Source organism: Synechococcus sp. PROS-7-1 (assembly GCF_014279795.1).
In the GTDB taxonomy this organism is placed as follows: Bacteria; Cyanobacteriota; Cyanobacteriia; order PCC-6307; family Cyanobiaceae; genus Synechococcus_C.
In genome coordinates, this window is the sequence record NZ_CP047945.1 from 1371426 (window position 1) to 1395646 (window position 24221).

Below are 24221 nucleotides of genomic sequence, written 5' to 3' on the forward strand. Positions count from 1 at the left end.
TGGAGATCCTAAGGATTGCAGAGCCCAACGACGCTGCATTGCATCACTCCGTTTGGATTTGCAGCATTCGCTGCCAATTCCGCGCCAGGTCGGCATAGCGGCGAGCATGCTCTCTTTGAGCCTCGAGTGCGTCCGCGTCTAGACGACGCTTCACCTGCGCCGGAACACCAGCGACGAGGCTGCAGGCAGGAACATTTCTCGTGACCACGGCGCCTGCAGCCACAAGCGCACCCTGACCGACGGTCACACCATTCAGAACAATGGCACCGATCCCGATCAGGCAACCATCCTCGAGGGTGGCGCCATGCACCACGGCTCTGTGCCCAATGGTGACGTCGGATCCAATGATGACGGGTGCGTCGGGATCACCATGCAGGACGGCACCATCTTGAACATTGCTGCCCGCACCGATCACAATCGGAGCCATATCCCCGCGAGCGACAGCCATCGGCCAAAGGCTTGCAGCAGCGCCAATTTGGACATCACCCATCACCACAGCACTTTCGGCAACCCAAGCACCTGAATCGATCCGGGGTGACGGGAAAACAACGGTCTGGCGGCCGATCGGGTCAGTCATCAGACCACCTTCTGCATGCACCCATCATTTCAGCTCTCCTGAACTTGCCCGAGGCGACCCTTGGACGAAGGTTCCCCCGGGTGATACTTTTCTCAGGTGCTTCACGGCACAACCTGTACCTGTGTCGACAGGCCGGTACAAGAGGGTCGCTAGCTCAGCGGTAGAGCACTCGGCTTTTAACCGATTGGTCCTGAGTTCGAATCTCAGGCGACCCATATCTGTTTAACTCATCAACGTGCTTGGGCATCCATGAGCGATGGCTGATCTGTTCAATGTTGCTGTTGTGGATGACGATCCACGCTTACGCAAATTAATTGTTGAGGAGCTAACCGATGAAGGAGTCAGGCCCCTTGCCTGCGAGACAGGCCAGAAACTCTTAGACCTACTTCAGTCTGAATCCGTCGACCTGATCCTGCTCGACCTGATGATGCCTGAAATGGATGGTTTTCTTTGTCTTGAAGAACTTGTCAAGCGCTCAATTCAGGTCCCTGTGATCGTGGTGACCGCCCTTAATGACGAGATCAAACGCCAGAAGGTTCAAGATCTCGGTGCAGCTGATTACATCCTTAAGCCTGATTTATTTGAGCGTCTTCCTGAGCTTCTGGATCAACATCTTCCGAGACCGCGGAACCTTCACCATCAGGGTTAACCAGCGGAAAGCGCAGAGTCATCTTCGCAGGGCCAGTCGCTGTAGCTTGCTTGCGAATGTTGTTCCACAGCATCAGGCCTCCCATTCCCTCCACAAGGTTTTTCACGACAGACATCCCAAGGTTGTGCTCGTCCCCATCCCCCACGACGAACTTGAATTCACGAGGTTCTGACTGATCCATCACCTCATTGCAATCCTGCTTGTCGGACGATCCAGCGCCATTGAGGAAAACCACCAGATCAACAGATTGAGGCGAAACAGACTCACTGATATGCAGAATCATCCCCTCTGATCCAAACAGCAAGCTATTTTCGAGCAGGGTATCAAGGATGCGAAAGACAGCGATTTCATCAAGATCGATCCAACAGCTGGACAGGGATTCATCCACCTGCAAAGAAACATTTGAGCGCCTGTTCGGCTCAAGATTTCGAAGCCACTGATCTAAAAATTGTTGTAGCGGAGCACGCTTTAAATTCCAATGAAAATGATCTGTATCCAACTCGGAAAGGAGCAACAGCTTGTCAACCAGCGCCGCCATCCGCTTGGTTTCACCGATGGCGTCGTCCAAAACACGATCCAATGGAGCAGCCAGTTGAGACTTACGATCCAGACGGCGCAAACTCCCAGTGAGAATGGCGAGTGGCGTTCGTAATTCATGGGCCAGGGTATTGATAAAAGCGCGTTGTTGATGGAGCGACTTTTCGAGGGGCTCAAGATCTCTGAAAATCAGCAGCGTGAAAACACCACCCATTTCAGAGATTGGGCGCCAAGACACCATGCGTTGAAGAACATCCGGTTGATCTCCAACAGGAGACCAGATCGCCTGAACCAGCAAAGAGGCCTGTCCTTCACCCAAACGAGCCTGATTCAAAGGGTGATGGGAATCCGACAAATCAAGCAACCGTTGATCAAGATGCCGTAAGCGAAGCAGGGCCTCCAGAGGCTTTCCGATCACGCGCAAGGGAAGACCGTCACCCCATAGATCCGCTGCTGTTTGATTCACCCAGCGCACATGACGATCAGAATCAACGATCAGCATGGCTTCACCCGTGGCGTCAAAAGCCACCCGCAGCAAACCAAGGGATTGACGCAGCTGGGTGACGAGTGCCGAGGTCTCGGCATGCGGCGTCGCGGATCCTTCAGCAGGCATGGGGGCCTTCCAGGGGCCTCAACGTGGCCGCAAAACTCCAGCCTTCTTTTGAATCTTTTTCGGCAACAATGAAGTGCTCACTGCGGATGACCGAGCCGTCCGCACAGATCGTGGCCAACTCAAGTGGGTGATTGACCACCTGTGAAGACTCGGTGATCTGAAAACGGGCGAAGCCGGCATGGTGGAGTTCACGGAACTCCTCAGGAAGGATCATCCCAAGGGTTTCCCCGAGAAGCGACGAATCCCATCCATAGATCGTGCCGAAACGATCATTGAACTCAACCACAAGCCCTTCTCGATCGGCGCGAACAAAGGGAAGGTCGAAACGCTCGCGCAAGGACGCAACCGCTCCCGGAGTCCAATCCATCGAGGATTCATCGTCTTTGTTCAGGTTAGGCCTGAGAGTTGAGGGCAAGCGCAAACAGTCAACCTGTGCTTGCCCAGGCCAGCACTTACAATCTCCGAAACGGGGCGTGGCGCAGCTTGGTAGCGCGGGTGCTTTGGGAGCACTAGGTCGCAGGTTCGAATCCTGTCGCCCCGATTGTCTTGATGTCGCAGCATCGGTAGCTGTTGAGACCTTGCTGATCGTTTCAGCCGGTCATTGTCTGGTCAGTTTTCAAGGAACCGTGGAAGTTCTCACTGCCTTGGCCATCCTTCCCTTTTTGGCTGCTCTCGTCGTAGGAGCCCGTGAAGCCGAAGACGCCAGTCGCAACAGCTGATCCTTATCGGCCTCAAACAGTCGAATGTGAAGGTTCGGATCCGATGAGGGTTGTCTCGGTGGTCCTCGCCCGAATTCCGTTGCTAAGCCGGAATCAGTGCCAATCGATGCAATGCGCTGGAAGCTTGTCCTTGCAGGTCTCGTTCTGGGGGGATTTGCAGCGACATCCAAAGCCGACACCTCCCGTGTGACCTTGCAAAGCGGTCAGTCCATCGTGCAAGCCAATGCATCCCTCACGGCATCGGGATGGCAGCCAGCACCAGAACGCCCAGTTCTCAGCTTTGAAAAAACCCTGTCTGGAACAGATCTGCAGGCTTTAGCGTCTTGTTCAGGAACAGGCCCAGGTTTCTGTCGGTACGACTATCAACGCGATGGCCAGCGTCTGTTCGTTGTCACGGTTGCTGACGGCGCCCAACCTGAAAAAGGGGGCATCGTGACGCAGTGGTGGACTGAACCCTGAGGCCAGCTTGGTCTTAAGCCAACCCGTTCACAAGGCGAAGCGTCCCCCAGAGATCGAACACGCAGAAGACAATTCCGATCACAATCAGATCCCAGGCTTTGTGGCGCAGGGCCCATGGAGCGAGAAACACTTCAGCAATTCCATGCAGAGCCGTCCCCAAAGCGATGTGCTCGAGCACGAGCAGTCCGTGGGCCAGGAGAAAAAGCCCACTGGCGACGAATCGCATCGACACCGACCAGGAAGCTGACACCCTCGCCCTCAAACAGGCATCACACTATCTGGTTCAGCTTGCGCCGTCCTGTTCTGCAGACCAGCGCAGGAGTCGCTCCTGCACAGAACCATCCCCCATGAGATCGAGAACGCGACCGCCAGGATCTGCAGCCCTTCCGAGTGGACAGGGCTGCACAGGATCAAACGAGGCCAACGTCGAGGGACAACCGAGCAGGCTTAGATCTGAGCGGAGGGAAGGCACTCCGTGCCAGTGCTGATGAATGTGTCCAAACAACACAGCCTTAACCGCGACACACGTCTTCAGCTTCTCCATCAACTGCATTCCATCCAGAAGACCAATGGAGTCCATTGCAGGATCACCAATCGGAACAGGAGGGTGATGGAGGGCAACCACCACGAACTTTCCGAGCGTTTGCGCCTCTCTTAGCTGACTGGTGAGCCATGACAGTTGAGCGCCACCGATCAGCCCAGCGCAACCCCCTGCTCGGTGACTGGACAGAACAAGCAAACGCCAAGCTCCCGCCTCCAGCATGCCGGGAGCAACAACCCAACGACGACCGAGAACGGCACGCAGCTTTTGGGGATGATCATGGTTCCCGGCCAATAGGCCAAAGCGAACTGCGCTTGCAGAGTTTGTTTGGATCGCATCGTCAAGCGCATCTCGCAGGCGCACGTAACCGCACCAGGTCTCGTCGTGGCAGCAATCTCCGCTAACCAGCAACAGATCCGGCTCTTGACGAAAGGCCTGATCGAGAGCCTTTCGGAACAGGGGTAACGCTGATTGTCCGCGAACCCGGCCATTGGCTTGCGCTAACAGATGGGGATCACTGAGTTGGATCAGTCTTGGCATGAGCAGGGTCAGGAAGGCCAGCGCCAGGTGCCGCGTTCCAGCATGGTCTGTTCTGGGATTTCTGTGGATCCCAACTCGCGCACTAAGTGCACCCGGTGACAGCCGTCACCATCCGTTAAGGCGTCGATCAAGCGGGGGGAATGGGCGATCACCCACACCTGCGTGCGTTGAGAGATGGAACGAATCAACCGACCGAGAGGCAGCAGCAAGTCGGGATGAAGGCTCCCTTCCGGCTCGTTGAGAACCATCAAAGGCGGCAGCCTTGGACTGAAGAGCGCAGCGGTTAGCAAGAGGTAACGCAGGGTGCCATCGGAAAGCTCCGCAGACTGGAGAGGACGCAGAAGGCCAGGTTGATGGAACTGCAACCGAAACAGACCATCGCCATGGTTCACAGACACATGGGCGCCAGGAAAAGCATCATCCACCGCTGCCAGAAAAGCCTCACCATCCCCGCTCTCAAGAATGGTTTGCACAGCAGCGGGTAAGTCGTGGCCATCAGCCGCTAGGGCAAAGCAGCGGGTGCCTACGCCCGGGAGACGGGCGGGAGCCCCAGGGTCCGTTCTGAAACTGTCATAAAAACGCCAGTTCAGAATTTCCTCGCGCAGAAGGAGGGCTTCAGGTCGCTCCTGCGGATCAACGCCCAGCTGTAACAGTCCACGGTCTGGATCTCGCCCTCCCGCATCGGAGCACAACAAAGCACGGGGATGAAAGGTTGACCCTGCCCAGATCCATTCCCCCTTGCGTTCAGGATCAAGGGCAAATGCGGTTCGTCGTTCCTGGGGATATCCGAGTTCGACGGCATAGGAAAAGGGATCTGCCGCGAATCCCAAACGCAGACGGACCGGTTTGGAGCGAGGTCCACCCTGAATGGGGGCTTCCCCCGAACGCATCCCACGGCCGAGGGTCTCGGGACCAGCCCACATCACTGCAGGCAATCCACCTTCACGGGCGAGACAAGCCATCAGATCACCGCGGGCAGCCGCCACGATCAGCGTGAGGGCACGGAAAAGATTGGATTTACCGCTTCCGTTGGCCCCTGTGATCAGAGTCAGGCGATGCAGAGGAATCACCACATCCCTGAGGGAGCGATAACCAGACACCGCCAGGTGAGTGAGGGTCAAGCCTGGCCTCGAGTCTCAATAAACATTACTATTGAGAATGAAAAGCAGGTTTCGGATGCCATCTGTCTCCACGCAACCCGAGACTGGCGGATCTCTGAAGCAAGGGCTGCATCAAGACGGACGTCGACTGACACCCCAGCGCCGGCGGATCCTTGAGTTGTTCGAATCGCTTGGAGGTGGACGGCATCTCAGCGCGGAGGACGTGCACCATCAACTACTGAATCGTCAGTTGAAGGTCTCACTGGCCACCATCTATCGCACCCTGAGGCTGTTGGTGGAGATGGGGTTTCTTCAGGAATTGCAAACAAGCAACGGCAGCCAGTTCGAACTCGCTGACGCCGAACACATCCGTCACCACCACCTGGTTTGCGTGCGCTGCGGGCGCACTGAGGACTTCGAAAGTGAAGCCGTTTTGAATGCGGGCTTACTAGCCAGCAAGGGATTTGGCTTTGACCTCATCGGCTCCAGCCTCACGGTGCGAGGGATTTGCCCTCAGTGCCGATAAAGAGGAGTCAGTGATGCTCCTGCGGATGCTCCAGGCAAGGCATCCAGAAGTCCCCCATTTGGTGGGCCCCCTTGCAACCAAGGCTCTTGGCCTGTTCTTCGGCAAGCTCTCGGGTTGGGTAAGCAAGCGTGCTGGGATCATCCCCATTCAGGGACCCTGATCCTTCACCGCCGTGATGCGCGTGGTGATCATGATCACCTGGTTTGTCTCCCAATCGCACCAGGCCCATACTCATTGGCCCTGCGGTCCACACCCCCATGGTGTTCACCCCGACCGCAAGCAACCCCATCCCCACGATCGAGAGATTGATCACACCCATGGCCACAACGCCAATGGAGACCACACCCATCGGAACGATTCCGATACACACGACCCCCATCGGAACGATTCCAATAGACACCGTGCCCAGAGGAGCGACACCGATGGCCAGCCGTTTGGGTTTACTGCCGCAGTGGGCAGGCCCCTGATCAGAAGGTTGTGACGCGTTCATGCACCCATGATGACGTTTGCCCCCACCACGCCTACGCCGAGCCAAGCTGAATGTGATGAACATTGGTCAGCTCCAAGGATTCCACGAGGTTCTCGTGATCACCCCCCTGACATTCGAGCAGGGTGCGGAAGCGGTTTTGGCCGTTCGCGACCAATGCACCGTGGTGCTGAATCTCACGGCCATGGAGCCATCCTTGGCGCAAAGAACTGCCGATTTCGTCTCCGGAGGAGTCAGAGCACTCGATGGCCAGGAACATCGCGTTGGAGATCAGGTTTTGCTTTTTGCGCCAGCCAACGTCGACGTGAATCTCAGCTGAGCGAACCGCCACAACTGGATCCCTGTCCAGCTGTGCAACCAAAGCAATGATCAGCAACGGCAATGGGCTGATCGACCAAGCCATCCTGAATTGTCAACAGATCAGCGAGCACGGCAGGCTTCGCGCCGACTGAACAACCGAGTTGTTGGTTGAAATCGCAGTCATGAAGTGAGCCGGTCCAGCTAACGCTGATCAAGGTCCGACACATCACCTCATCAAGATTGGCGGAACGATGCGCCTCTCGCAGAAGGGTTTGGTAACACTCCAGCTCTCCGCTGACTTCCAGGTCTCGCTCAAAACGCTTGATCGGCATGTTGGCGAGCGTCAGCAATTGATGAAAAGAAATCCCATGGGATGCCTTCAGCTGCTTTCGGTATTGCTCTTCCAGTGATTGCTGAGGTGGCGGCAAGGTGGGACCCGATGGGTTGTACACAAGATCGAGCTTCAGTGAAGACCCGGGAATTCCGTATCCCAACCGATTGAGCACTTTCAAGGCATCGAGGCTGCGCTCGAACACACCTCGGCCTCGTTGTTGATCAACCCGTTCCTGTTCATAACAAGGCAGCGATGCCACGATGCGAACACCCGAATCAGCGAGGAATTCAGCGAGTGATTCCTGCCCAGGTTCCGTGAGAATCGTGAGGTTGCATCGGTCAATCACCTCAACGTTCTGGGCGCGGGCAGCACAGACAAGGTCCCTGAACTGCGGATGAAGTTCAGGGGCACCCCCCGTCAGATCGAGGGTTTTCAACTGGCAGTGCCTCAGGACCTGCGGAATGAGCTCCACCTGATCAGGCTCCATCATTTCCGTGCGCCAGGGCCCCGCATCCACGTGGCAATGACTGCAGCTCTGGTTGCAGCGGTAGCCGAGGTTGACCTGAAGTGTTTCGAGGCGACGTCGTCGGAGTGATGGGAATGACGAAGGCAGAGCATCCATGGCGTCAGGTTGGATTCTGACGGACCAGGCCATCAAGGTTCTGCAGCCATTCGGTCGAGGAGCGCCACCGTTATATCGTCCCCTTGGGTTTGAAGGTAGGCATACCCCGTTCCGTCGGAACGAAGAATCGCTGCATACACATAATTCACTCCCCGGGCATCCTGCTGACGAATGCGCCCTACGCAATTGTCATCCTGAAGGAAGCGACCTTGATAGGCCGCCACCTCACCGGCACCGTCATACGACGACACGGCCAGTCCAGCCATTTGCCACGCCGACCAGGTCTCTCGTTGAATCACGGCATTGGGAGTCCAGGCTCCATTCGCGAACGTCATCCCCATTTGACGACTGAGCACAGTGCCATCCATTGCGGAGGGTTTGCAGGCACCGGCAGGCTGGGACAACCACTGCTCCGTCACCACATCACCGACCTTCGTGCTGATGCCAAAACGGGGGGTTCCCTGATCGGAGAGAAGAACACTGCTCCCACTTCCCTGCTGATCACGGGTCACGGTGAGACCGCAGGCGGAAACTTTTTGCCAACGTCCCTGATACCTGGTTTCGCTGTAACGACGACCCACACGCAGAAAGCGTCGACCTCGAACCGATCCATCCTCCAACCAGGTTTCAAGCTGCAAACCACCAAGAGGTGAATCGCCACGCTGGCCTTGGCGGATTACCAGATAACTGCCAAGTCGAGGAACGGCACACTCCTTGGGTCCCGATTCCGATTGATTGGCATGAACTGATGCCGGCACAAGAACAGCCAACAACACTGACCCACAGAACAACGCACGCATGCTCACAACTCCACCGAACTCAGTGTGCAGAAATCAGCGAATTGAGCCATCATCGACAGGCGACTTGAGCTTCAGCTGTGCGCATCTGGCCGCTGATTGCGCTCGGAGTGATCGCCGGGATCACCGGGGGAATCAGTGCCCGCATCTTCAGTGGCGGATCCTTGAGCTGGCCTGAGCCTTCCACCGAACTGATCTCGGCCCTTCGAAAGGAGCCACCGCCCCAACCCCCATCACGGGATGAGATTGCTCAATTCGTTCCTGATCAACGTGCCGAACTCATTCGAGAGAACGGAGACCCGATCGCTGTTGAATACAGCAGCGTGATTTTGGATCCGCGCTGGATCGATCTGGAATTTTTCGGAGGTTGGAACCGGGAATTCGAAGCCAATGAGGATCCAGAGGCCCTGCTCTTTTTCACCGGCCCAACCTTCGAGAAGCAGTTTGGCCGCGGGGAACTGGATATGGCTCTCCATGGCGATCTGATGCTCAGCAATGGAACCTGGCGGGCTGGAAACCGAGCAGCAGCGAAGGGACGGGCTTACATCGCTGTTTCAAAGGAAGGCGATCTGGTCTTTGGATACGGCGATCTCACTCCATCCCGAGAGGAGAGATACCGTTTGTTTGTTGGTGGCTTGCATGCCTTTAGTCATCAAGATCGCATCCCTCCAGCCGACTATCGCGGTGTCTACGGAGAGATGAGGCTGGCCGACGTTCGCATCATCTATGCGCTGCGGTCTGATGGCGCACTTGAAGTGATTGAGACCGCCGATGGTGTGCATTTCAATGACCTCAAGCTGCTGGTGGAACAGCGCAACTTCAAGGCAGCCTTTCTTCCCGACCATGCATCGAAATCCAGGCTGATCGTTCCGAGCACCCGACTTTGGAGTGAGGAACAGGCCGTCTGGGTAAGTGGAGGCAAACCCTCCATCACCCAGCTGCCATTCATGCTGAGGGTTCTCGCCCGTGATGCGCTTCCGCAAGCGCGATGAACCAGGCCACATAGCGCTCCGGGCCTTCCGGGATACAGACATCGAGCCGCAGGGAGTCGCTTGGGTCACTGATCCCCTCGAAAGATCCATCGAGCAAAGAAGGTCGATCCACTTCTCCGCCGCTGCTATCGACCAGAACAACCCTGTTGCGATGCCCATAGCTTTCGCCAAGCTCCTGGAGGAGGGTGAGAAATCCACGGTCACTGCCACCCCGCAACCAACCATCGCCCGACGGACAAGGGGTTGACGTGACGGTGTCGCCAACGCCGACGAGGTGAGGCATCTGGTCCTTGGCAATGCGCTCATGACAGAGCGCAAGCAAAGCCGCATGGTCGTGTGGAGCTGTGCGGACGTTGAAGTCTTCTCCCAAGGGTGCGATGCCAGTTCGAGCGGCAATGTGGCGATTGATCAACACCAGCAAGCCAACTTCCTTGATCGCTCCCCGCAGCATGAACTGAATATCGGTACTGCCCACATCACCGGTTTCAGCAGGTTTTAGGCGCTCATTCCCCTCCTGATCCCGGCCAAGGTTCGGAGCGACATGCAAGAAAAAGGAATGGCCCAGTCCCTCCGCTGCAGCCATCGCCATCAAGGCATCCATGAGCTCCTGGAGCATCACCTGCAGCTGCCGTTGCCTGGCCACGTCATTGGGAATCAGGCTGAACAGGCTGTTGAGATTGATGGTTGGCGAGACCTGGGTATCGAGAATCGCTCGCTGAATCTCCATGGCCATCGCCTCGACTCCGAGCTCATGCATGACGGAGGGCAGACGCTCGGCAAGAAGACCTTGCATTCGCCTTGGCACATCGGCGAGAAACGCCATTTCCGCATCACTGACCCCTGGATGGGAAAGCTGGCCGTAACAGTCCTGCAGCTGCACGCCACCAGCGGCCAGACCAGGAAGGTAGAGGCCCTCCCGTGCGGCCGTCTCGGCATCACCAAGGGCAGCCTCCACAAGCCGGTTCACCCCACGGCGGCCTTCATGCTCACCGTTGGTGAGCACCTGAAAGCGCCCCTTCAACAGCGCGGCCGCACGCACATAATCCGCTGGCATCCTGCGGGTGAGCGGGTCTTTCACCAGCGGCATGCAGACACCATCTAGGTCCTGAACGATCAATAGATCCGAGCTGGCCATCAGCTCTTGGTGAAGTTGGTCAAGATCCATCCGAAACACCTCGATCGCTGAACCGATCGTCACGATCCCACGAGCAGGCCATCCAGCCAATCACTCACCAAAGCCAGCACATCAGACCTTTCGAGATCGATCGTGGCCTCTGCTTAGGCTTAGAAATCAAGGCTTGATCACAGGAGATTGCGCCGAACGCATGGACACGGCCCTGAACAGCAACGGCTTCTTCACTCGCAGCTTGGATGGCGATCTCGTACGGCAACGCATCCGCGATCTTGAGTCGGGGAAGGTGGGCTTCTACAGCGTGGGCTTGTACCCCGCCTCACTGGCCTACAACTGCGCCATGCAGCAAGAGGAACCTGCCTCACTGCTGCTGGCGGCCCGCCCTGGGCGGGAACTCCTTGGGGCCTTCTCCCAGGAAGCCCTCGAAGGGATGGACCCGGATCACGTTGCCAGCGTGGAGCGAATGGGAAGCCATCTCCAGAACGGTCAGCGCTGTCCCAACACCCTCAAGGATCTGTTGCAGCGTTGCGAGCTGGTTGTACTGAGTGCGAACAGCAATCACGTAGAGGAAGACCTGCAGGAAGCCTGCCGCTTGCGACAGGAACTCGGCCGTGAACATGTGGTTCTGGCATGCCTGGCCGGGTCATTCAGTCACGACCACATCGCCAACGAGTCGTATGTGCTCTGTGAGAAAGTCCCGAATCTCGGATTCTTCTCCGGTTTCCATCGGCACGGGGCACTGCGCAACCCCCACGACAGCTTCACAGCCAACTTCTGCCATCCCAGTGCCCTCACGGCCCTGCTTGCAGCACGGATGCTGGATCGACTCTCCCCAAATATCCAGGTCTCACCTGGAGTTCACAACATCGAGGGGCAATACATCAAGGCCGCCAAGAACATGTCTTCTGTGTTCGCAGGCTTCGGCTACACCTACCACCACGACAACCCCGGGGTGCTCCCCACCCTGCTCACCCTGCTGCTGGATCAATGCCTCGATCAGGCAGCCACCGTGTCGATGGCACGCCGGAACAGGCAACGTCTCTACAACCGGCAGCCCTTTCCCCTCACCGAACTCGGCTATGGGGTTCAGAGAATCGAAGCCGCTCTCGTGAGAGGTGGGGATATGGAGAAGGTGCGAGATCACACCTTTGCCCAACTCACGGCAATGGTCGCCGATGTGCGCGGCAGCATGATGCGCCCTGTTTCGGGGAAACCAACCCGGAATTTCCAAGCTGGACAAGTGCTCGCCGAACACATGCGCGCGGAACAGCGCTGTCCACAATCGATGGAGGAGCTGGAAAGCTGGTGTGAAGACGCTGGCTTGCGCAAGGGAGGGCTCGAAGGACTGAAAGCACTGCGCTACTGGCCTCAGATCGCCCGGAAATATGCGATCCCTGTCCATGACGCCTCCATGGTCAACCTGCTGTACATGGCCATCTATGGGCAATCCAGCACTAAGGATGTGGCCTTTTCGGTGATGACCGAAAGCCGGGAGCTGTCGAATTACTGCCAGGAATCTGTCCGGCCCACCCACAGCCGTCGCTACGCGGACGCGCTTCAAAACCTTGATCAGCCCGAAGCAATGGACTTAGTGGTGAATGCCGTCATTGCTGACAATGCCCGCCGTTTGATCAGAGACGACTCTGGACTCGAGGAGTCGGAGGCGAACGCAGAACCTCCCGCCTATCTCAAGGCCATGAATGTGATTGAAAATGCGCTCTGATCGATTGGCTACAAAGCCGGCAACGTCACACAAGCATCAGCGATCTCGCGGTAGGGATCTGGATCACAGCTCAACACCACCACTTGAAGCCCAAGATCAACAGCCTGGCGCAACATGGCCAGCACTGACACCAACCGCTTGGGGTCGGTGTTGGTGAAAGCATCGTCGAACACCAGCGGCAGGCAACCGTCATGACTGCTGCGGAGAGTATCGGCAATCGCCAAGCGCAGAGCGGCATTGAACTGCTCTTTCATGCCTCCGCTCAGCTGGGCAAAATCAAATGAGCGCCCGGATCGTTGCAGCCGCAACGCATTCAAGCCTTCAGTGGGGTCGACATTGAGCTCACAGTCATCCGAGGCCTCCAGGAGCAAGGGAGCCATGAAGCGATTGATGCTTTGCCTCAGAGGCATGGAATAGCGCCGGGACAGATCCCGTCGCGCCTCCTGGAAACGCCTCAGCAGCAGCTGGCGCGCCTCTGCCACCAGAGTTTCCTGTTGTTCAGCCCGGATCGCCAGATCCATAGCGGCTGAGGTTTCCTCGACCAGCGCGTGCAAGTCGCTACGGCCGAGACGATCGCAACGCTCAAGCAGGCCGCCCTGTTCTCGATTGAGATCCTCCCGCCGACGGGAAAGATTGTGTTCTTGTTGTTCAAGCGAGGCCAGCTGCCTCTCGGCATCGGCCATTCGCTCAAGACCAGCCTCGGCGGTCAGCGCGAGAAGCTTGGCTTGCTGAACGCGGCTGGTCTCCTTCAGAGCGTCCAGCCGACGCTGAATCTGAGCCGATTCACCGTGAGTCTCCACAAACGCTTGGCGTTGTTGGCGTCGCTGCAGTTGTTGGGCTTCCAGGCGTTCCACAGTCACCCGTAGTTCCTGGCGTTCCGACTGAACAGCACTCAGGTTGCGTTCCAGTGCATCGAGGCCCGCGCGAAGCGCCCGGGTTTGCTCCTGAACGGATTTGTAGGTGGCCCTGCAGTCGAGGAGTTCCTGGTCGAGAGCTGTGGAGTCAACCGTGATCACGACCTCCGATTCAAGGTCCAGCTGGAGAGCTGACAGCTTCTGCCGCAGGGTTTCAAGGGATTCATTGCCGTCAACTTGGGCAGGACGTTGCTGATCCAACTGTTGGAGGCGCGCTTTCAGCAGAGCGAGCTCCTGGGTGAGTTGTTGCTGCTGAAGCAGCTGCTCCCTGGCCTCATCGAGGGATGACGCGCCCCACTGTCGAAGCCCTTCGTCGAACTCCGCCTGGAGGTGTGAGCGCTCGGTGGTCAGAGAGGCCAGACCGGTGCCCTCTCCAGGAATCACCTGCACCATCACCCCCGCACCAACTTGCAGCCGGAAGGCCCCGGAACGCTGCAGGGTTTGTCCCTGCAACAACGCATCACCATCCAGCACCACCTCCTGATCAGCCGCTTCCAGATGAATCGACGACGCCATGCTGTTCAGTCGGATCTCCAGTTCTCGAAGACGCTCCTGCAAACGCTGAAGGGCAGACAGAGCCTCTTTGGTTTTTGCCGGTGCAGCATCAAGCTTGTTTTGCAGTGATGCCTGTTGCGATTGAAGATGGGCTCGCAGATCATCCCGTTGTTGATGGTCACGAATCCTGGTTTCGAGAGTCCGGAGCTCCTGCTGACGGCGCAATGCATGACCGCGCTCTTCCAGCGCATGACGCTGTTCTTCGAGAGTGTTGAGAGAGGCCTGCCGCGTTTTGAGCTGTTCGGACTGCTGTGTGGCCTGCACCACCGCTCTCTCCAGATCGTGACGATGGACCTGAATGGAGCGACCTGTCGACTCCGTTTCGGCATCAAGAGTCTTCAGGTTGTTGAGCTGCTGTTTGAGCTGCTGTTCTTCCTGAATGAGGGGTACAAGGGAGCGCTGCAGATCGACCAGGCTGGTCAGCCGGCGGCGTTGCTGGCGTAATTCAGGAACGGTGCCGCTCTCAAGATCTCGCAGAGCCTGCTCATTGCGATCGAGCTCTTCGCAGGCCGATTCATAGATCTCCAGCTGTTGGCACGCGTCTTGATGGCGCTGCTCGGCCTGCTGCAACTCCTGACGGCGCTTCCAGAGTTCGCTCTGCTGCTTGACGCCTCGACTGGTGAAGCTGGAGGAGACCAACACCTCAAGCTGATCGTGAATGTGTTGATCCAAGGGTGATTGCAGCGATTCCGAGGCCTGGTTCTCCAATGCGGCAATGAGACCGTTGAGGTCGTAATGGCTGCCATCCAGCTCAAGAAGATTGCGGCCTGCTAGCCCTTGCATCACCCAGAGATGCGCCCAGCGACTGGGCAGGATCCGGTTGACTTGCCGACTGCCGATGATCTCCTCGACGCCGAGCAGTGAAGCCAGGCGATCCTCCGCTTCTGCGCCCAGAAGCGCTGGATTGCCCATCCGACTGAGGCGGCAGGTACCACCGGCACCACTGAAAGATTTCTGCAGAGACCAGTGATGTCCATCCGCTTCGAAGTCGAGTTCTATTTGGGGATGACCGGCATGCATCGCGGAGCGCAGATCACGAACGGCGGCACCGGTTGCTGTGGCACGCACGAACAACGTGCGATGCATGGCCTCCACCAGCGAGCTCTTCCCGGTTTCGTTGCCACCGCCGATCAACGTCAACCCCGGCGCGAAAGCCACCTCCAGTTCTCGATGGCGGCGCACGCTTTCCAGCCGGCAGCGGATTAGGCGCATGGAGAGGCGGCGCAGAGCTGGTGGAGTTCGATCAAAGCCTGCTCGATGAGAGGGTCAGCCCCACCCTCGAGCTCCTGTTTCAAACCTGCAGCAATGCTGCTGAGGAGCGGACCATCACTCCGGTTCAAACACTGATCGAGTTCTCCATCGGTTGGATGTCGCCGAAGCTCACCTCGCAAGCGCAGATGCAGAAGCTGCTCTGAAAGCTCGCTGAGAAGCGCCTGCAAACGACGATGGGCATCCAAGCCAAGCTGGCCGTTGAGTTCAAGTCTCAGCAGATCACGGCCCACGCGGCTACCGATGCAACCATCGAGCTGATGGTGCAGGCGTTCCAGATCGGGCATTCCCTGGAGCTGCATGGTGATCCGATGCCACGCAACCCGCCCAGTCGTGATTATCTGCACCCGAGGATGTTCGCCTCTTGTGAGGTCGGCAAGAACCACCTGCGATCGCTGATCGTCTGGCCCCGTTGGGAATCGATCAGGCTCCGGTGTACCGCAGTACCAGGCATTGCTCTGAACCTGCATCAATCCATGCCAGTCGCCAAGAGCGATGTAATCGAGCTCTCCTTTGGGCAGCTGCTCAAGATGCAAGGTATTCACATCAGTCCCGGAGCCAAAGCCCTGCACCGATCCATGGGCCAGCAGAACGCGTGGAGCCTCTGGATCAAGATCCTGCCAATTGAGCTGATCAAGCCAGCGCATCGGACCGACACTGTCGTGCCGGCGTAGCAGGGGGCAGGGCAACAGGGTCAACCCCGCTCTGCTCACGGGCTCGGGTTGGCTGAGAAGCTCCAGATTCGGGGCCCGCTCCCGCATGCGACGCAGAAGATCCTCACGCCGCCAGATACCACCCGCCCCGCCATGGTCATGATTGCCAGGGATCACAAGAACAGAGCACGGCATCGCACCGATCAGCTCCATCACTTCCAAAACCTCCGAGGGGGGAACGGTGGAGGAATCAAAAAGGTCGCCAGCCACAAGCAGGGCATCCACCGATTCACGGCGGGCAACCTCACCGATGCGACGAACGGCCTCAACACGTTCTTGCTGCAGACGAGCCTGTTTCTGAGAATCAGCAATCCACCGGTAAGGCTTACCGATCTGCCAGTCAGCCGTATGAAGAATGCGGGGCACGCGCTCCCTTGATGCGGTCACAGCCCATGGTGCCGCCTCCCCGGCTGTTTTTCCGCACACTCTCCCCTGGCAAGACAGCTGGAAGACGGCATTGTTTCGACGTGAGACCCAGGCGATACACCGTGACCAAGGCTCCCTCCGGCTCCAACGCGTCCCTGGAGACCATCGCCGGACTGTTCCATCCACCAGACCAGATCAAGGCCATCGATCAGCTGGGATCTGGAAATGTCAACGACACCTTCCTGGTCACCCTTGAGGCCAGCGCAGCGAGGCAAGCCTTCGTGATGCAGAGGCTCAACACGGATGTATTTGAAAGCCCGGAACTGGTGATGCGCAATCTCCTGCGCCTCGGCGATCACGTCGAGAGGCGATTAGCGCAGGAACCCCCTGAGCTTTCAGGGAGACGCTGGGAGATTCCCAGGGTTCTCCCCACCCTTGATGCCGACGGGCACTGGGTTGAGCATGAGGGTGAGTTCTGGCGCTCGATCTCGTATATCGGAGCGGCCACAACCACCGATGTCATCAAAGATGAAGCCCATGCCTGGGAGCTCGGTTACGGCCTCGGGATGTTTCACCATCTGATCAGTGATCTGCCCACAGACGAGCTGGCGGACACCCTTGAAAATTTCCACATTGCACCGGCATATCTGGCTGAGCTCGATGCCGTGATCGGGAGCACAGCGCCCATCACGGACCGCAGGGTGAATGAAGCTCTCGCCTTCGTGGATGCGCGCCGTAACGGGCTCGATGTGCTTGAGCAGGCCTGCGCCAGGGGGGAACTCAAACGCAGGCCCATTCATGGAGACCCGAAAATCAACAATGTGATGATCGATGAGCGCACCGGGCATGCGGTGGGGTTGATCGATCTCGACACGGTCAAGCCCGGATTGCTTCACTACGACATCGGCGATTGTCTCCGCTCCTGCTGCAACCGCCTCGGGGAGGAAACCGCCACCCCGGAGGATGTTGTTTTTGATCTGGAACTCTGCCGCTCGATCCTGGAGGGGTACCTCAAGGTTGGGCAATCCTTCCTCAGCGATGACGATGTGCGCCACCTGCCTGCGTGCATTCGCTTGATCCCCTTGGAACTGGGGCTGCGTTTTTTGACTGATCACCTTTCAGGCGACAGGTATTTCAAAACCGAGCGAGCCGGTCACAATCTGGATCGGGCTTGGGTTCAGTTCGCGCTCACCCGCTCGATTGAGCAGCAGTGGGACGAGCTGGTTGCCCTGATCGAAAGCCTTCGCGGAGTGCGCTGACGTGGCACGCCATCCCGTGATGGTGCGTCAGGTTTGCCCGCTGGTCCCTTTTTCTCCAGACGCATCCCCGAAACTTCTCGCCAGTGCCGAGTTCGTATGGGAGGAACACAACACCCTCGAATTAAGTTTCAGCCTGAGGCCATCCCAATCGGGGCAGCCTCTTCCCATGCTGAAGTTCACGTCAGCAGCACCCGGCTCGAGCGAGCGCAGCGGGCAGCGTCTCGATGGTCTCTGGGAACACAGCTGCTTTGAAGCATTTTTTGCCCTGCCAAACCAGGATCGTTATTGGGAACTCAATGTTTCACCAAGCGGCGACTGGAATCTCTATCGGTTCGAGAGCTACCGCAGTCAGGGAGCACGCGAACAAACGTTAGAACCACGCATTCATTGGCAAAGCTCCCAGAAGGATTGCCGCTGCACCATCGAGTTGCGTCTGGATCCCTGGTGGACTGCGGTGCAACTTCCTGATCTGGCGATCGCGATGGTGCTCGAGGACAGTGACAACAACCTCAGCTACTGGGCTTTGTCTCACCACGGAGACGAGCCAGACTTTCACGACAGGCGTGGCTATCTCACCCCATGACCCGGTTCCTGATCCGTCGTCACCGCTGGGCGACTCTGCTGCTCGGTCTGCCGCTTCTGTTCACGCCTCTCACCGTTGCCTGCCAACCGCTGAACGCACCGACCTCAGAGCGTCCTGAAGCCAACAAGCCAACGGTTTCTGGCACCGGAATTGCACTGCCAACCCGATCAGACCTTCCGGTGGCACCGAACGGACGCCACTACCCCCTGGTCCCGACCGAGGCAGACAACACAGCGTCTCTGCTGATCAGCATCGAAACCGCCTTGGTAGACCCGGACCACGATCCAGCGGAGATTGCGCAACTCGCCCATCAACAGCAGGTCATTTACCGGGTGCTGTCCCATACCCCCGCTCGTGCTGCAGCGGTGAGGGATCAACTGCCCTCGCAGTTGCAATGGGTGTTCGATCAACACATCGCCGCACGACGCTCATTCCTGGCCATGCACCGGGGACCGGCGTCCACAACGCTGCCGGCGTGGCGCATCCAAGCGCCTGCCCCGCAGGATGATCTTCTCAAGGCCTACCGCAGCGCCGCGGATGCCACCGGTATCGCATGGGAGGTGCTGGCCGCTGTGAATCTTGTGGAAACGGGGATGGGGCGGATCGATGGTGTGTCCGTCGCCAATGCGCAGGGGCCGATGCAGTTCCTCCCCACCACCTGGGCCGAGCCTGGAATCGGCAGGGATGGAGACATTCGCGATCCATGGGATGCCATCCATGCGGCTGCGCGATATCTCGTGCGACGTGGCGGCCTCAAGGACATCCGCCGCGGTCTCTGGGGGTACAACAACAGTGACCATTACGGCAAAGCTGTATTGCACTACGCAGCGTTGCTCCAACGGGAACCACTCACCTATCGAGGCCTCTACAACTGGCAGATCCATTACGCCGCCTCAGCGGGTGATCTCTGGCTGCATGAGGGGTATGCAGCAGCGTCACCGATTCCCGTGACCGAGCATCTGAAGCGCTATCCCCACAGTGCCCCTCCTCCACATGGAAGCCACAACTGAACCCTTCAAAATGACGCCGTAAAGCGGTCGGCCCCTCACCCTTGAACCTCTCGTCTGAGTCAACTGGCAGCCATTCGCCGATCGCTGCCGCCATCGGCAACACGGTGGAGTGGTTTGATTTCGCTGTGTATGGCTACTTCGCTGAGTCGATTGGTGCAGCGTTCTTCCCACAGGATTCACCAACCCTGCAATTTCTGAGCGCCTTCGGGGTGTTTGCCGCCGGCTACCTGATGCGCCCAATCGGGGGTCTTGTGCTCGGCCCCATCGGCGACATGTTCGGCCGGCGCATTTTGCTGCTTCTGAGCGTGGCGATCATGGGCTGCTGCAGCCTCATGATCGCGGTACTGCCCACGACAGACCAGATCGGTCCTCTCGCAGCCGTGCTGTTGGTGCTCCTGCGGATGATTCAAGGTCTGTCTGTCGGTGCGGAGTACTCGAGCTCAATCGCCTGGAGTGTGGAGACATCTCCCCAAAAAGCGCGTGGATTTCTTGCCAGCGTGACCGCTGCTGGGGCCACCGTGGGCTTCATCTCCGGCTCGCTCGTAGCCACCGTGATTGATCACTTCATTCCGATCACCGCCATGAATGCAGGGGGCTGGAGAATTCCATTCGTCATTGGCTCTCTGCTGTCACTGCTGGCAGTGATGCTGCGCAGATCAATTCAGGACAGCCGTCCTGAAGGGGCATCGAGTTCCATCACCGGTCAATGGCGTCAAGTGATGACCGACTGGCCAGCCATGCTGCGCCTGATGGGCACCGTGGGCGTCGCCACGGCTGTGTTTTACGCCGTTGGGGTGTACTACGTCGACGAGGCATCTCGAGTTGATCCCGCCAACGCGTCGCTGTACAACGGCATAAATACGCTCGTGCAGCTCTTCGGACTTGGGATGGCGCTCCTGGCAGGCCGCTGTGCCGATCGCTTCTCCCCCCTTCCGCTTGTAAGGCGTTCTCTTCTGATCAGCATGGTCTTGATGGTCCCGGGCCTGCAGATCATTTCCAAGGGGGGACCTGTTGGCTTTGCGATTGGGCAGGCCATGGTCTTGCTTCCAATCTTTTTTTATTCCGGGGTCACCCCACTGCTTCACCCGCTTTTTTTTCCAGGTGGTTCGCGATGTGCCAGTTTTTCCTTCTCTTACAGCCTCGTGGTGGCCGTGGTCGGAGGCACCGCGCCATTGGTGTCCACCTGGCTCAGGGATCTCAAGGGCTGGCCCAACGGGCTGATTCTCTATCTGCTGATTCTGGCGATCCCAGCGTTCTGGGCCTGGTCCTCCGGCCCCCGGCATTTACGCTTCCAGGGACAGGACTGAACAAGCTGCGTGGCCAAGGAACTCACCCATCGCGCCGATGAACTGGCCGCTCTCGGCTGGTCAGCGGAAGACGTGAACCGCTACGCCGAGCTGTGGGACTACCGGCAACGCTGGGGTGCAATGAACCTCGAGCGGGAAGACCGCCTGTTTCTGCGCAAGGCGGAGGCTGCACTCCCGGAAATTGTCTCTGGCAAAGCAGCGGCGAAAAAAAGCACCAAAGACAAGTCGTATTACCGCTGGCTCACGTTTCATCTGGATGCCATGACGGCATCCGAGGCCCAGATGTCCCTTCCCAGTGGAGCCCGAGGGGCGTGGCCGATTCTTCTTGAAGAGGAGCTACGCCTTCTTGACCACTATCAGCCGGTGCTCGGCCTGCCCGACACGCTGAAAGCCAAGGCGTTCGATGCATTCCGAGAGCTGATGGGCGAGCAGGCAGCGGCTCTGCCCGAGGGGAGCCTGCAGATGGGTCGTTACGACTTTCAGAACGCCTTGATTGTTCTCAAGGAGACAGAGAACAGCAAATGGCGCCACCTGCGCGAGCAGAGCGGAGAGCAGCCCTATCCGGTTCTCCTGCCGGGAGCTGTCGACAGCTTCCGTGCCGACGTGCGCAGCCAGTTCACCCCCCTGCTGCGTGAGACCCTTCCGTCGCTCAAGGACAGCGACAAGCCAGAACCAAGCGAAGGTTGAGTCAGGGCTGAACGGCCTGTCGCTAGAACTGGAGATAGACAGCAGCAACGCCGTGACGGATCAGCGTTTCGAAACCCTCCAGCTCCACGCAGGCCAGGTTCCTGATCCCACCACGAACTCCAGGGCTGTTCCGATTTATCAGACCAGCTCCTACGTGTTCAACGACGCCGAACACGGCGCCAATCTGTTCGGACTCAAGGAATTCGGGAACATCTACACCCGTCTGATGAATCCCACCACCGACGTGTTCGAAAAGCGGGTGGCAGCTCTAGAGGGTGGTGTGGCCGCTCTGGCCACCGCCTCCGGCCAGTCCGCACAGTTTCTAGCGATCACCAACTGCATGCAAGCTGGCGACAATTTCGTCTCCACATCATTCCTCTACGGAGGCACCTACAACCAGTTCAAAGTTCAGTTCCCTCGGCTTGGAATCAATGTGAAGTTCGCCGAAGGGGATGACGTTGCCAGCTTTGCAGCTCAGATCGATGAAGGAACAAAGGCGATCTACGTGGAGGCCATGGGCAATCCACGCTTCAACATCCCCGATTTCGAAGGTCTTTCAGACCTTGCACGACGAAACAACATCCCCCTGATCGTGGACAACACCCTCGGGGCGTGCGGTGCCCTGCTCAGGCCAATCGAGCATGGTGCAGACGTTGTGGTGGAGAGTGCCACCAAATGGATCGGTGGCCATGGCACAAGCCTTGGCGGAGTGATTGTGGATGCCGGCACCTTCAACTGGGGCAACGGCAAATTCCCTTTAATGAGCCAGCCGAGCGCTGCTTACCACGGACTCATTCACTGGGACGCCTTTGGTTTCGGCAGTGACATCTGCAAAATGCTCGGTCTTCCTGACGACCGCAACATCGCCTTTGCGCTACGGGCACGCGTGGAGGGACTTCGGGATTGGGGGCCGGCCGTCAGCCCCTTCAACAGCTTCCTGCTTCTCCAGGGACTGGAGACGCTGAGTTTGCGTGTGGAACGCCATGCACAGAACGCAATGGCCCTTGCTAGCTGGCTGCAAACCCATCCCCAGGTTTCGGATGTCAGCTATCCGGGGTTACCCGGTGATCCATACCACCCAGCGGCAAAGAAATACCTCACGGGCCGCGGCATGGGCTGCATGCTCATGTTCTCGCTCAAGGGTGGCTATGACGATGCCGTTCGCTTTATTAACAGCCTCAAACTGGCCAGTCACCTCGCCAACGTTGGCGATGCCAAAACGCTAGTGATTCATCCTGCATCAACAACCCACCAACAGCTGAGTGAAAGTGAACAGGCTTCTGCTGGTGTCACCCCCACCATGGTGAGGGTCTCAGTGGGCTTGGAACATATTGATGACATCAAGGCTGACTTCGATCAGGCCCTTGCATCAGGTGCTTGATGGGGAGGCGTAGCTGAATGGCGCTGATCCTTCCGCCCAATTATCACAAGATCACTGCGGTTGAACGCAACCGCATCTCCTGGATCGAGCCCAAGGAAGCTGAACGACAGGACATCCGTCCTTTGCGAATCGGCATCCTGAACATCATGCCGCTGGGGAAACAGTATGAATTCAATCTGTTGCACCCCCTCGGTCTCTCGGTGCTCCAGATCGAACCGATCTGGATACGACTGCAGACCCATGCCTACAAAAGTTGGGACCAGTCCCATCTCAACGACCTGTATGTGAGCTGGGAGGAAGCCCTCTCCCAGGGACCTCTCGACGGTTTGATCATCACAGGTGCACCTGTGGAACATCTGGCCTTTGAAGATGTCACTTACTGGAAAGAATTAGTCGCCGTGGTCGAGGAAGCGCGCCACACCTGCGCCAGCACCCTTGGACTCTGCTGGGCCGGATTTGCTCTGGCCTATCTGGCCGGTGTGAACAAGACGGCATTCAAACGCAAGCTGTTCGGGGTCTATCCCCTGCGCAGCCTCGTTCCAGGTCACTCGTTGATGGGCACCCAGGATGATCAATTCCTCTGTCCCCAGAGTCGCCATGCCGGTTTACCGGACGCGGCCATGGAATCAGCTCAACGGCAGGGACGGCTGCGCCTGCTCGCCCATGGTGAATCCGTCGGATACACCATTTTTGAAACCCCGGATCAGAGGCAGCTGATGCATCTCGGCCATCCCGAATACAACGTTGGCCGGATCATTGCCGAGATGGAGAGGGACAAAGCCCGTGGCGATGTTCCACCGCCGGAGAATTTCAACGCCGACCATCCCAGGACCCTCTGGCGTTCCCATCGCAACTTGCTGTTCCAGCAATGGCTCTGGTTTTGCTATCAGCGGGTTTCATTGCAGGGATAAACAGCACTCGAGCCTCAGATGCACCCACTTGATCTCTATGACCAATGGCGGCGACGCTTGCTTCGCTGGTTACCGGTTCGTCAGGCATTTGACCGCACCCCAGGTGATGTCGCGCCCCATGGCTCAGAAGACTGGTTGTTGGAGCCCATCGATGCCGATGAAGCGTGTCGACTCTTCCCTCACCTTGCAAAAGACCGCGCTGTGCTGCAGTACCAAAAGCTGCGTCTACAGATGCGCGAACAGGACGGACGCGGTTTCTAAAGCGCGACTTTTGCCTCGACAGGGTGTAAGGCCTCCACAGGCTTGGCCGCAGCACGATTCAATTCCCGTTCCAGACACTCCACCCGTCGCTCACGCAGGCAATGACGGCACCCGCCTGTGGTTTGCAGGTGTTTTTCAGGGGTAATGGTGATGGGATGAACAGGATGCTTGCGGCAACGGATTTTCACCGGACTCTTGTAACTGCGCCACTGAATCTCGGAGTAATCGAAACGATCACCGAAGCGCTGCTTCGCCCGCTCCAGGAAGAGTTCGAGGGTAATCCGTGCTGCCATGGCGGCAATCTATGGACGAATGGATTCGGCGCTCCACTGCTGTTATTCGTCTTTACGTCGACAC

At 58.0% G+C, this 24221-nt stretch carries 28 protein-coding genes and 2 tRNA genes; 17 read left to right on the forward strand and 13 right to left on the reverse strand.

Translation table 11 applies throughout. The features are described from left to right. Positions 1 to 43 precede the first annotated feature (43 nt). Positions 44 to 577, reverse strand: a complete 534-nt coding sequence (locus tag SynPROS71_RS07515; RefSeq protein WP_186594245.1) for a gamma carbonic anhydrase family protein — start codon at positions 575 to 577, stop codon at positions 44 to 46. A 143-nt stretch (positions 578 to 720) separates the two neighbouring features. Here SynPROS71_RS07515 and SynPROS71_RS07520 point away from each other — a divergent pair. Together SynPROS71_RS07520 and SynPROS71_RS07525 are read left to right on the forward strand one after the other, a co-directional pair. Continuing rightward, positions 721 to 792, forward strand: a tRNA-Lys gene (locus tag SynPROS71_RS07520). Between the two features lie 41 nt (positions 793 to 833). After that, positions 834 to 1226 carry a response regulator gene (locus SynPROS71_RS07525; protein WP_255442041.1) on the forward strand — a complete coding sequence of 131 codons (393 nt, stop codon included), beginning with the start codon at positions 834 to 836 and terminating at the stop codon, positions 1224 to 1226. Here SynPROS71_RS07525 and SynPROS71_RS07530 read toward each other — a convergent pair. Both SynPROS71_RS07530 and SynPROS71_RS07535 read right to left on the reverse strand, forming a co-directional pair. Continuing rightward, positions 1144 to 2376 (reverse strand): histidine kinase dimerization/phospho-acceptor domain-containing protein, encoded by a 1233-nt coding sequence (locus SynPROS71_RS07530; RefSeq protein ID WP_186594247.1) that lies wholly within the window; start codon positions 2374 to 2376, stop codon positions 1144 to 1146. The genes SynPROS71_RS07525 and SynPROS71_RS07530 overlap by 83 nt on opposite strands. Continuing rightward, entirely contained in the window at positions 2366 to 2743 is a 378-nt protein-coding gene (locus SynPROS71_RS07535; RefSeq protein WP_006041548.1) for a PAS domain S-box protein, read from the reverse strand. Before SynPROS71_RS07535 ends, SynPROS71_RS07530 begins: the two co-directional genes overlap by 11 nt. A gap of 100 nt (positions 2744 to 2843) precedes the next feature. On the opposite strand from SynPROS71_RS07535, the gene SynPROS71_RS07540 reads away from it, so the two are divergent. The 3 genes from SynPROS71_RS07540 to SynPROS71_RS07550 all read left to right on the forward strand — a co-directional run bounded on the left by SynPROS71_RS07540 (position 2844) and on the right by SynPROS71_RS07550 (position 3554). Then, a tRNA-Pro gene (locus tag SynPROS71_RS07540) sits at positions 2844 to 2917 on the forward strand. A gap of 37 nt (positions 2918 to 2954) precedes the next feature. After that, positions 2955 to 3095 carry a hypothetical protein gene (locus SynPROS71_RS07545; RefSeq protein ID WP_186594249.1) on the forward strand — a complete coding sequence of 47 codons (141 nt, stop codon included), beginning with the start codon at positions 2955 to 2957 and terminating at the stop codon, positions 3093 to 3095. Positions 3096 to 3206: 111 nt separating this feature from the next. Then, positions 3207 to 3554, forward strand: a complete 348-nt coding sequence (locus SynPROS71_RS07550) for a hypothetical protein (RefSeq protein WP_186594251.1) — start codon at positions 3207 to 3209, stop codon at positions 3552 to 3554. A 13-nt stretch (positions 3555 to 3567) separates the two neighbouring features. Here the strand turns inward: SynPROS71_RS07550 and SynPROS71_RS07555 are convergent, their stop codons facing one another. From SynPROS71_RS07555 to SynPROS71_RS07565, 3 genes are read right to left on the reverse strand one after another with little or no spacing between them, the layout of a single operon-like run. Next, on the reverse strand, positions 3568 to 3804 hold the full coding sequence (locus SynPROS71_RS07555; RefSeq protein WP_255442045.1) for a hypothetical protein: 237 nt from the start codon (positions 3802 to 3804) through the stop codon (positions 3568 to 3570). Positions 3805 to 3837: 33 nt separating this feature from the next. Then, positions 3838 to 4635 carry a metallophosphoesterase gene (locus SynPROS71_RS07560; RefSeq protein WP_186594252.1) on the reverse strand — a complete coding sequence of 266 codons (798 nt, stop codon included), beginning with the start codon at positions 4633 to 4635 and terminating at the stop codon, positions 3838 to 3840. Between the two features lie 8 nt (positions 4636 to 4643). Continuing rightward, positions 4644 to 5756: an AAA family ATPase gene (locus tag SynPROS71_RS07565; protein WP_186594254.1), complete on the reverse strand. Its 1113-nt coding sequence runs from the start codon at positions 5754 to 5756 to the stop codon at positions 4644 to 4646. A gap of 55 nt (positions 5757 to 5811) precedes the next feature. Between SynPROS71_RS07565 and SynPROS71_RS07570 the strand changes: the two genes are divergently transcribed. Continuing rightward, complete coding sequence (locus SynPROS71_RS07570; RefSeq protein ID WP_186594256.1) at positions 5812 to 6261, forward strand: Fur family transcriptional regulator; 450 nt, start codon at positions 5812 to 5814, stop codon at positions 6259 to 6261. A gap of 7 nt (positions 6262 to 6268) precedes the next feature. Here SynPROS71_RS07570 and SynPROS71_RS07575 read toward each other — a convergent pair whose 3' ends face one another. Beyond that, positions 6269 to 6751: a hypothetical protein gene (locus SynPROS71_RS07575; RefSeq protein WP_186594258.1), complete on the reverse strand. Its 483-nt coding sequence runs from the start codon at positions 6749 to 6751 to the stop codon at positions 6269 to 6271. Between the two features lie 55 nt (positions 6752 to 6806). Between SynPROS71_RS07575 and SynPROS71_RS07580 the strand changes: the two genes are divergently transcribed. Next, positions 6807 to 7067: a cell division protein SepF gene (locus SynPROS71_RS07580; RefSeq protein ID WP_186594260.1), complete on the forward strand. Its 261-nt coding sequence runs from the start codon at positions 6807 to 6809 to the stop codon at positions 7065 to 7067. Here SynPROS71_RS07580 and arsS read toward each other — a convergent pair. Together arsS and SynPROS71_RS07590 are read right to left on the reverse strand one after the other, a co-directional pair. Then, positions 7060 to 8004 carry an arsenosugar biosynthesis radical SAM (seleno)protein ArsS gene (gene arsS, locus SynPROS71_RS07585; protein ID WP_186594262.1) on the reverse strand — a complete coding sequence of 315 codons (945 nt, stop codon included), beginning with the start codon at positions 8002 to 8004 and terminating at the stop codon, positions 7060 to 7062. The genes SynPROS71_RS07580 and arsS overlap by 8 nt on opposite strands. Before the next feature lie 32 nt (positions 8005 to 8036). Continuing rightward, on the reverse strand, positions 8037 to 8804 hold the full coding sequence (locus tag SynPROS71_RS07590) for a hypothetical protein (protein WP_186597960.1): 768 nt from the start codon (positions 8802 to 8804) through the stop codon (positions 8037 to 8039). A 77-nt stretch (positions 8805 to 8881) separates the two neighbouring features. Between SynPROS71_RS07590 and SynPROS71_RS07595 the strand changes: the two genes are divergently transcribed. Further along, complete coding sequence (locus tag SynPROS71_RS07595) at positions 8882 to 9793, forward strand: hypothetical protein (protein WP_186594264.1); 912 nt, start codon at positions 8882 to 8884, stop codon at positions 9791 to 9793. Here the strand turns inward: SynPROS71_RS07595 and stpA are convergent. Continuing rightward, entirely contained in the window at positions 9747 to 10967 is a 1221-nt protein-coding gene (stpA, locus tag SynPROS71_RS07600; RefSeq protein WP_186597962.1) for a glucosylglycerol 3-phosphatase, read from the reverse strand. The genes SynPROS71_RS07595 and stpA overlap by 47 nt on opposite strands. 151 nt (positions 10968 to 11118) lie before the next feature. On the opposite strand from stpA, the gene SynPROS71_RS07605 reads away from it, so the two are divergent. Further along, on the forward strand, positions 11119 to 12648 hold the full coding sequence (locus SynPROS71_RS07605; RefSeq protein ID WP_186594265.1) for a hypothetical protein: 1530 nt from the start codon (positions 11119 to 11121) through the stop codon (positions 12646 to 12648). 8 nt (positions 12649 to 12656) lie between these two features. Here the strand turns inward: SynPROS71_RS07605 and SynPROS71_RS07610 are convergent, their stop codons facing one another. Continuing rightward, positions 12657 to 15329 (reverse strand): AAA family ATPase, encoded by a 2673-nt coding sequence (locus SynPROS71_RS07610; protein WP_186594267.1) that lies wholly within the window; start codon positions 15327 to 15329, stop codon positions 12657 to 12659. Then, positions 15320 to 16465 (reverse strand): DNA repair exonuclease, encoded by a 1146-nt coding sequence (locus tag SynPROS71_RS07615; protein WP_186594269.1) that lies wholly within the window; start codon positions 16463 to 16465, stop codon positions 15320 to 15322. The genes SynPROS71_RS07610 and SynPROS71_RS07615 overlap by 10 nt, the downstream gene beginning before the upstream one ends. Positions 16466 to 16587: 122 nt before the next feature. Here SynPROS71_RS07615 and SynPROS71_RS07620 point away from each other — a divergent pair, with 122 nt between their 5' ends. From SynPROS71_RS07620 to SynPROS71_RS07655, 8 genes are read left to right on the forward strand one after another with little or no spacing between them, the layout of a single operon-like run. Beyond that, complete coding sequence (locus SynPROS71_RS07620; protein WP_186594271.1) at positions 16588 to 17724, forward strand: phosphotransferase enzyme family protein; 1137 nt, start codon at positions 16588 to 16590, stop codon at positions 17722 to 17724. A gap of 1 nt (position 17725) precedes the next feature. Further along, positions 17726 to 18307, forward strand: coding sequence for a DOMON-like domain-containing protein (locus tag SynPROS71_RS07625; RefSeq protein ID WP_186594272.1), 582 nt, complete (start codon positions 17726 to 17728; stop codon positions 18305 to 18307). Next, positions 18304 to 19317: a lytic transglycosylase domain-containing protein gene (locus tag SynPROS71_RS07630; protein WP_186594273.1), complete on the forward strand. Its 1014-nt coding sequence runs from the start codon at positions 18304 to 18306 to the stop codon at positions 19315 to 19317. The genes SynPROS71_RS07625 and SynPROS71_RS07630 overlap by 4 nt, the downstream gene beginning before the upstream one ends. Before the next feature lie 41 nt (positions 19318 to 19358). Then, complete coding sequence (locus SynPROS71_RS07635) at positions 19359 to 20624, forward strand: MFS transporter (protein WP_186594274.1); 1266 nt, start codon at positions 19359 to 19361, stop codon at positions 20622 to 20624. Positions 20625 to 20633: 9 nt separating this feature from the next. Beyond that, positions 20634 to 21311, forward strand: a complete 678-nt coding sequence (locus tag SynPROS71_RS07640; RefSeq protein WP_186594275.1) for a hypothetical protein — start codon at positions 20634 to 20636, stop codon at positions 21309 to 21311. Positions 21312 to 21363: 52 nt separating this feature from the next. After that, positions 21364 to 22692, forward strand: coding sequence for an O-acetylhomoserine aminocarboxypropyltransferase/cysteine synthase family protein (locus tag SynPROS71_RS07645; RefSeq protein WP_186594276.1), 1329 nt, complete (start codon positions 21364 to 21366; stop codon positions 22690 to 22692). 17 nt (positions 22693 to 22709) lie between these two features. Beyond that, a complete protein-coding gene (locus SynPROS71_RS07650) occupies positions 22710 to 23603 on the forward strand; it encodes a homoserine O-succinyltransferase (protein WP_186594277.1) in 894 nt (297 codons plus the stop codon). 18 nt (positions 23604 to 23621) lie between these two features. Continuing rightward, positions 23622 to 23864 (forward strand): hypothetical protein, encoded by a 243-nt coding sequence (locus SynPROS71_RS07655; RefSeq protein ID WP_186594278.1) that lies wholly within the window; start codon positions 23622 to 23624, stop codon positions 23862 to 23864. Here the strand turns inward: SynPROS71_RS07655 and SynPROS71_RS07660 are convergent. After that, the gene (locus tag SynPROS71_RS07660) at positions 23861 to 24157 is read right to left on the reverse strand and encodes a hypothetical protein (RefSeq protein WP_186594279.1); all 297 of its coding nucleotides are present in this window, start codon (positions 24155 to 24157) and stop codon (positions 23861 to 23863) included. The genes SynPROS71_RS07655 and SynPROS71_RS07660 overlap by 4 nt on opposite strands. Positions 24158 to 24221: the final 64 nt, after the last annotated feature.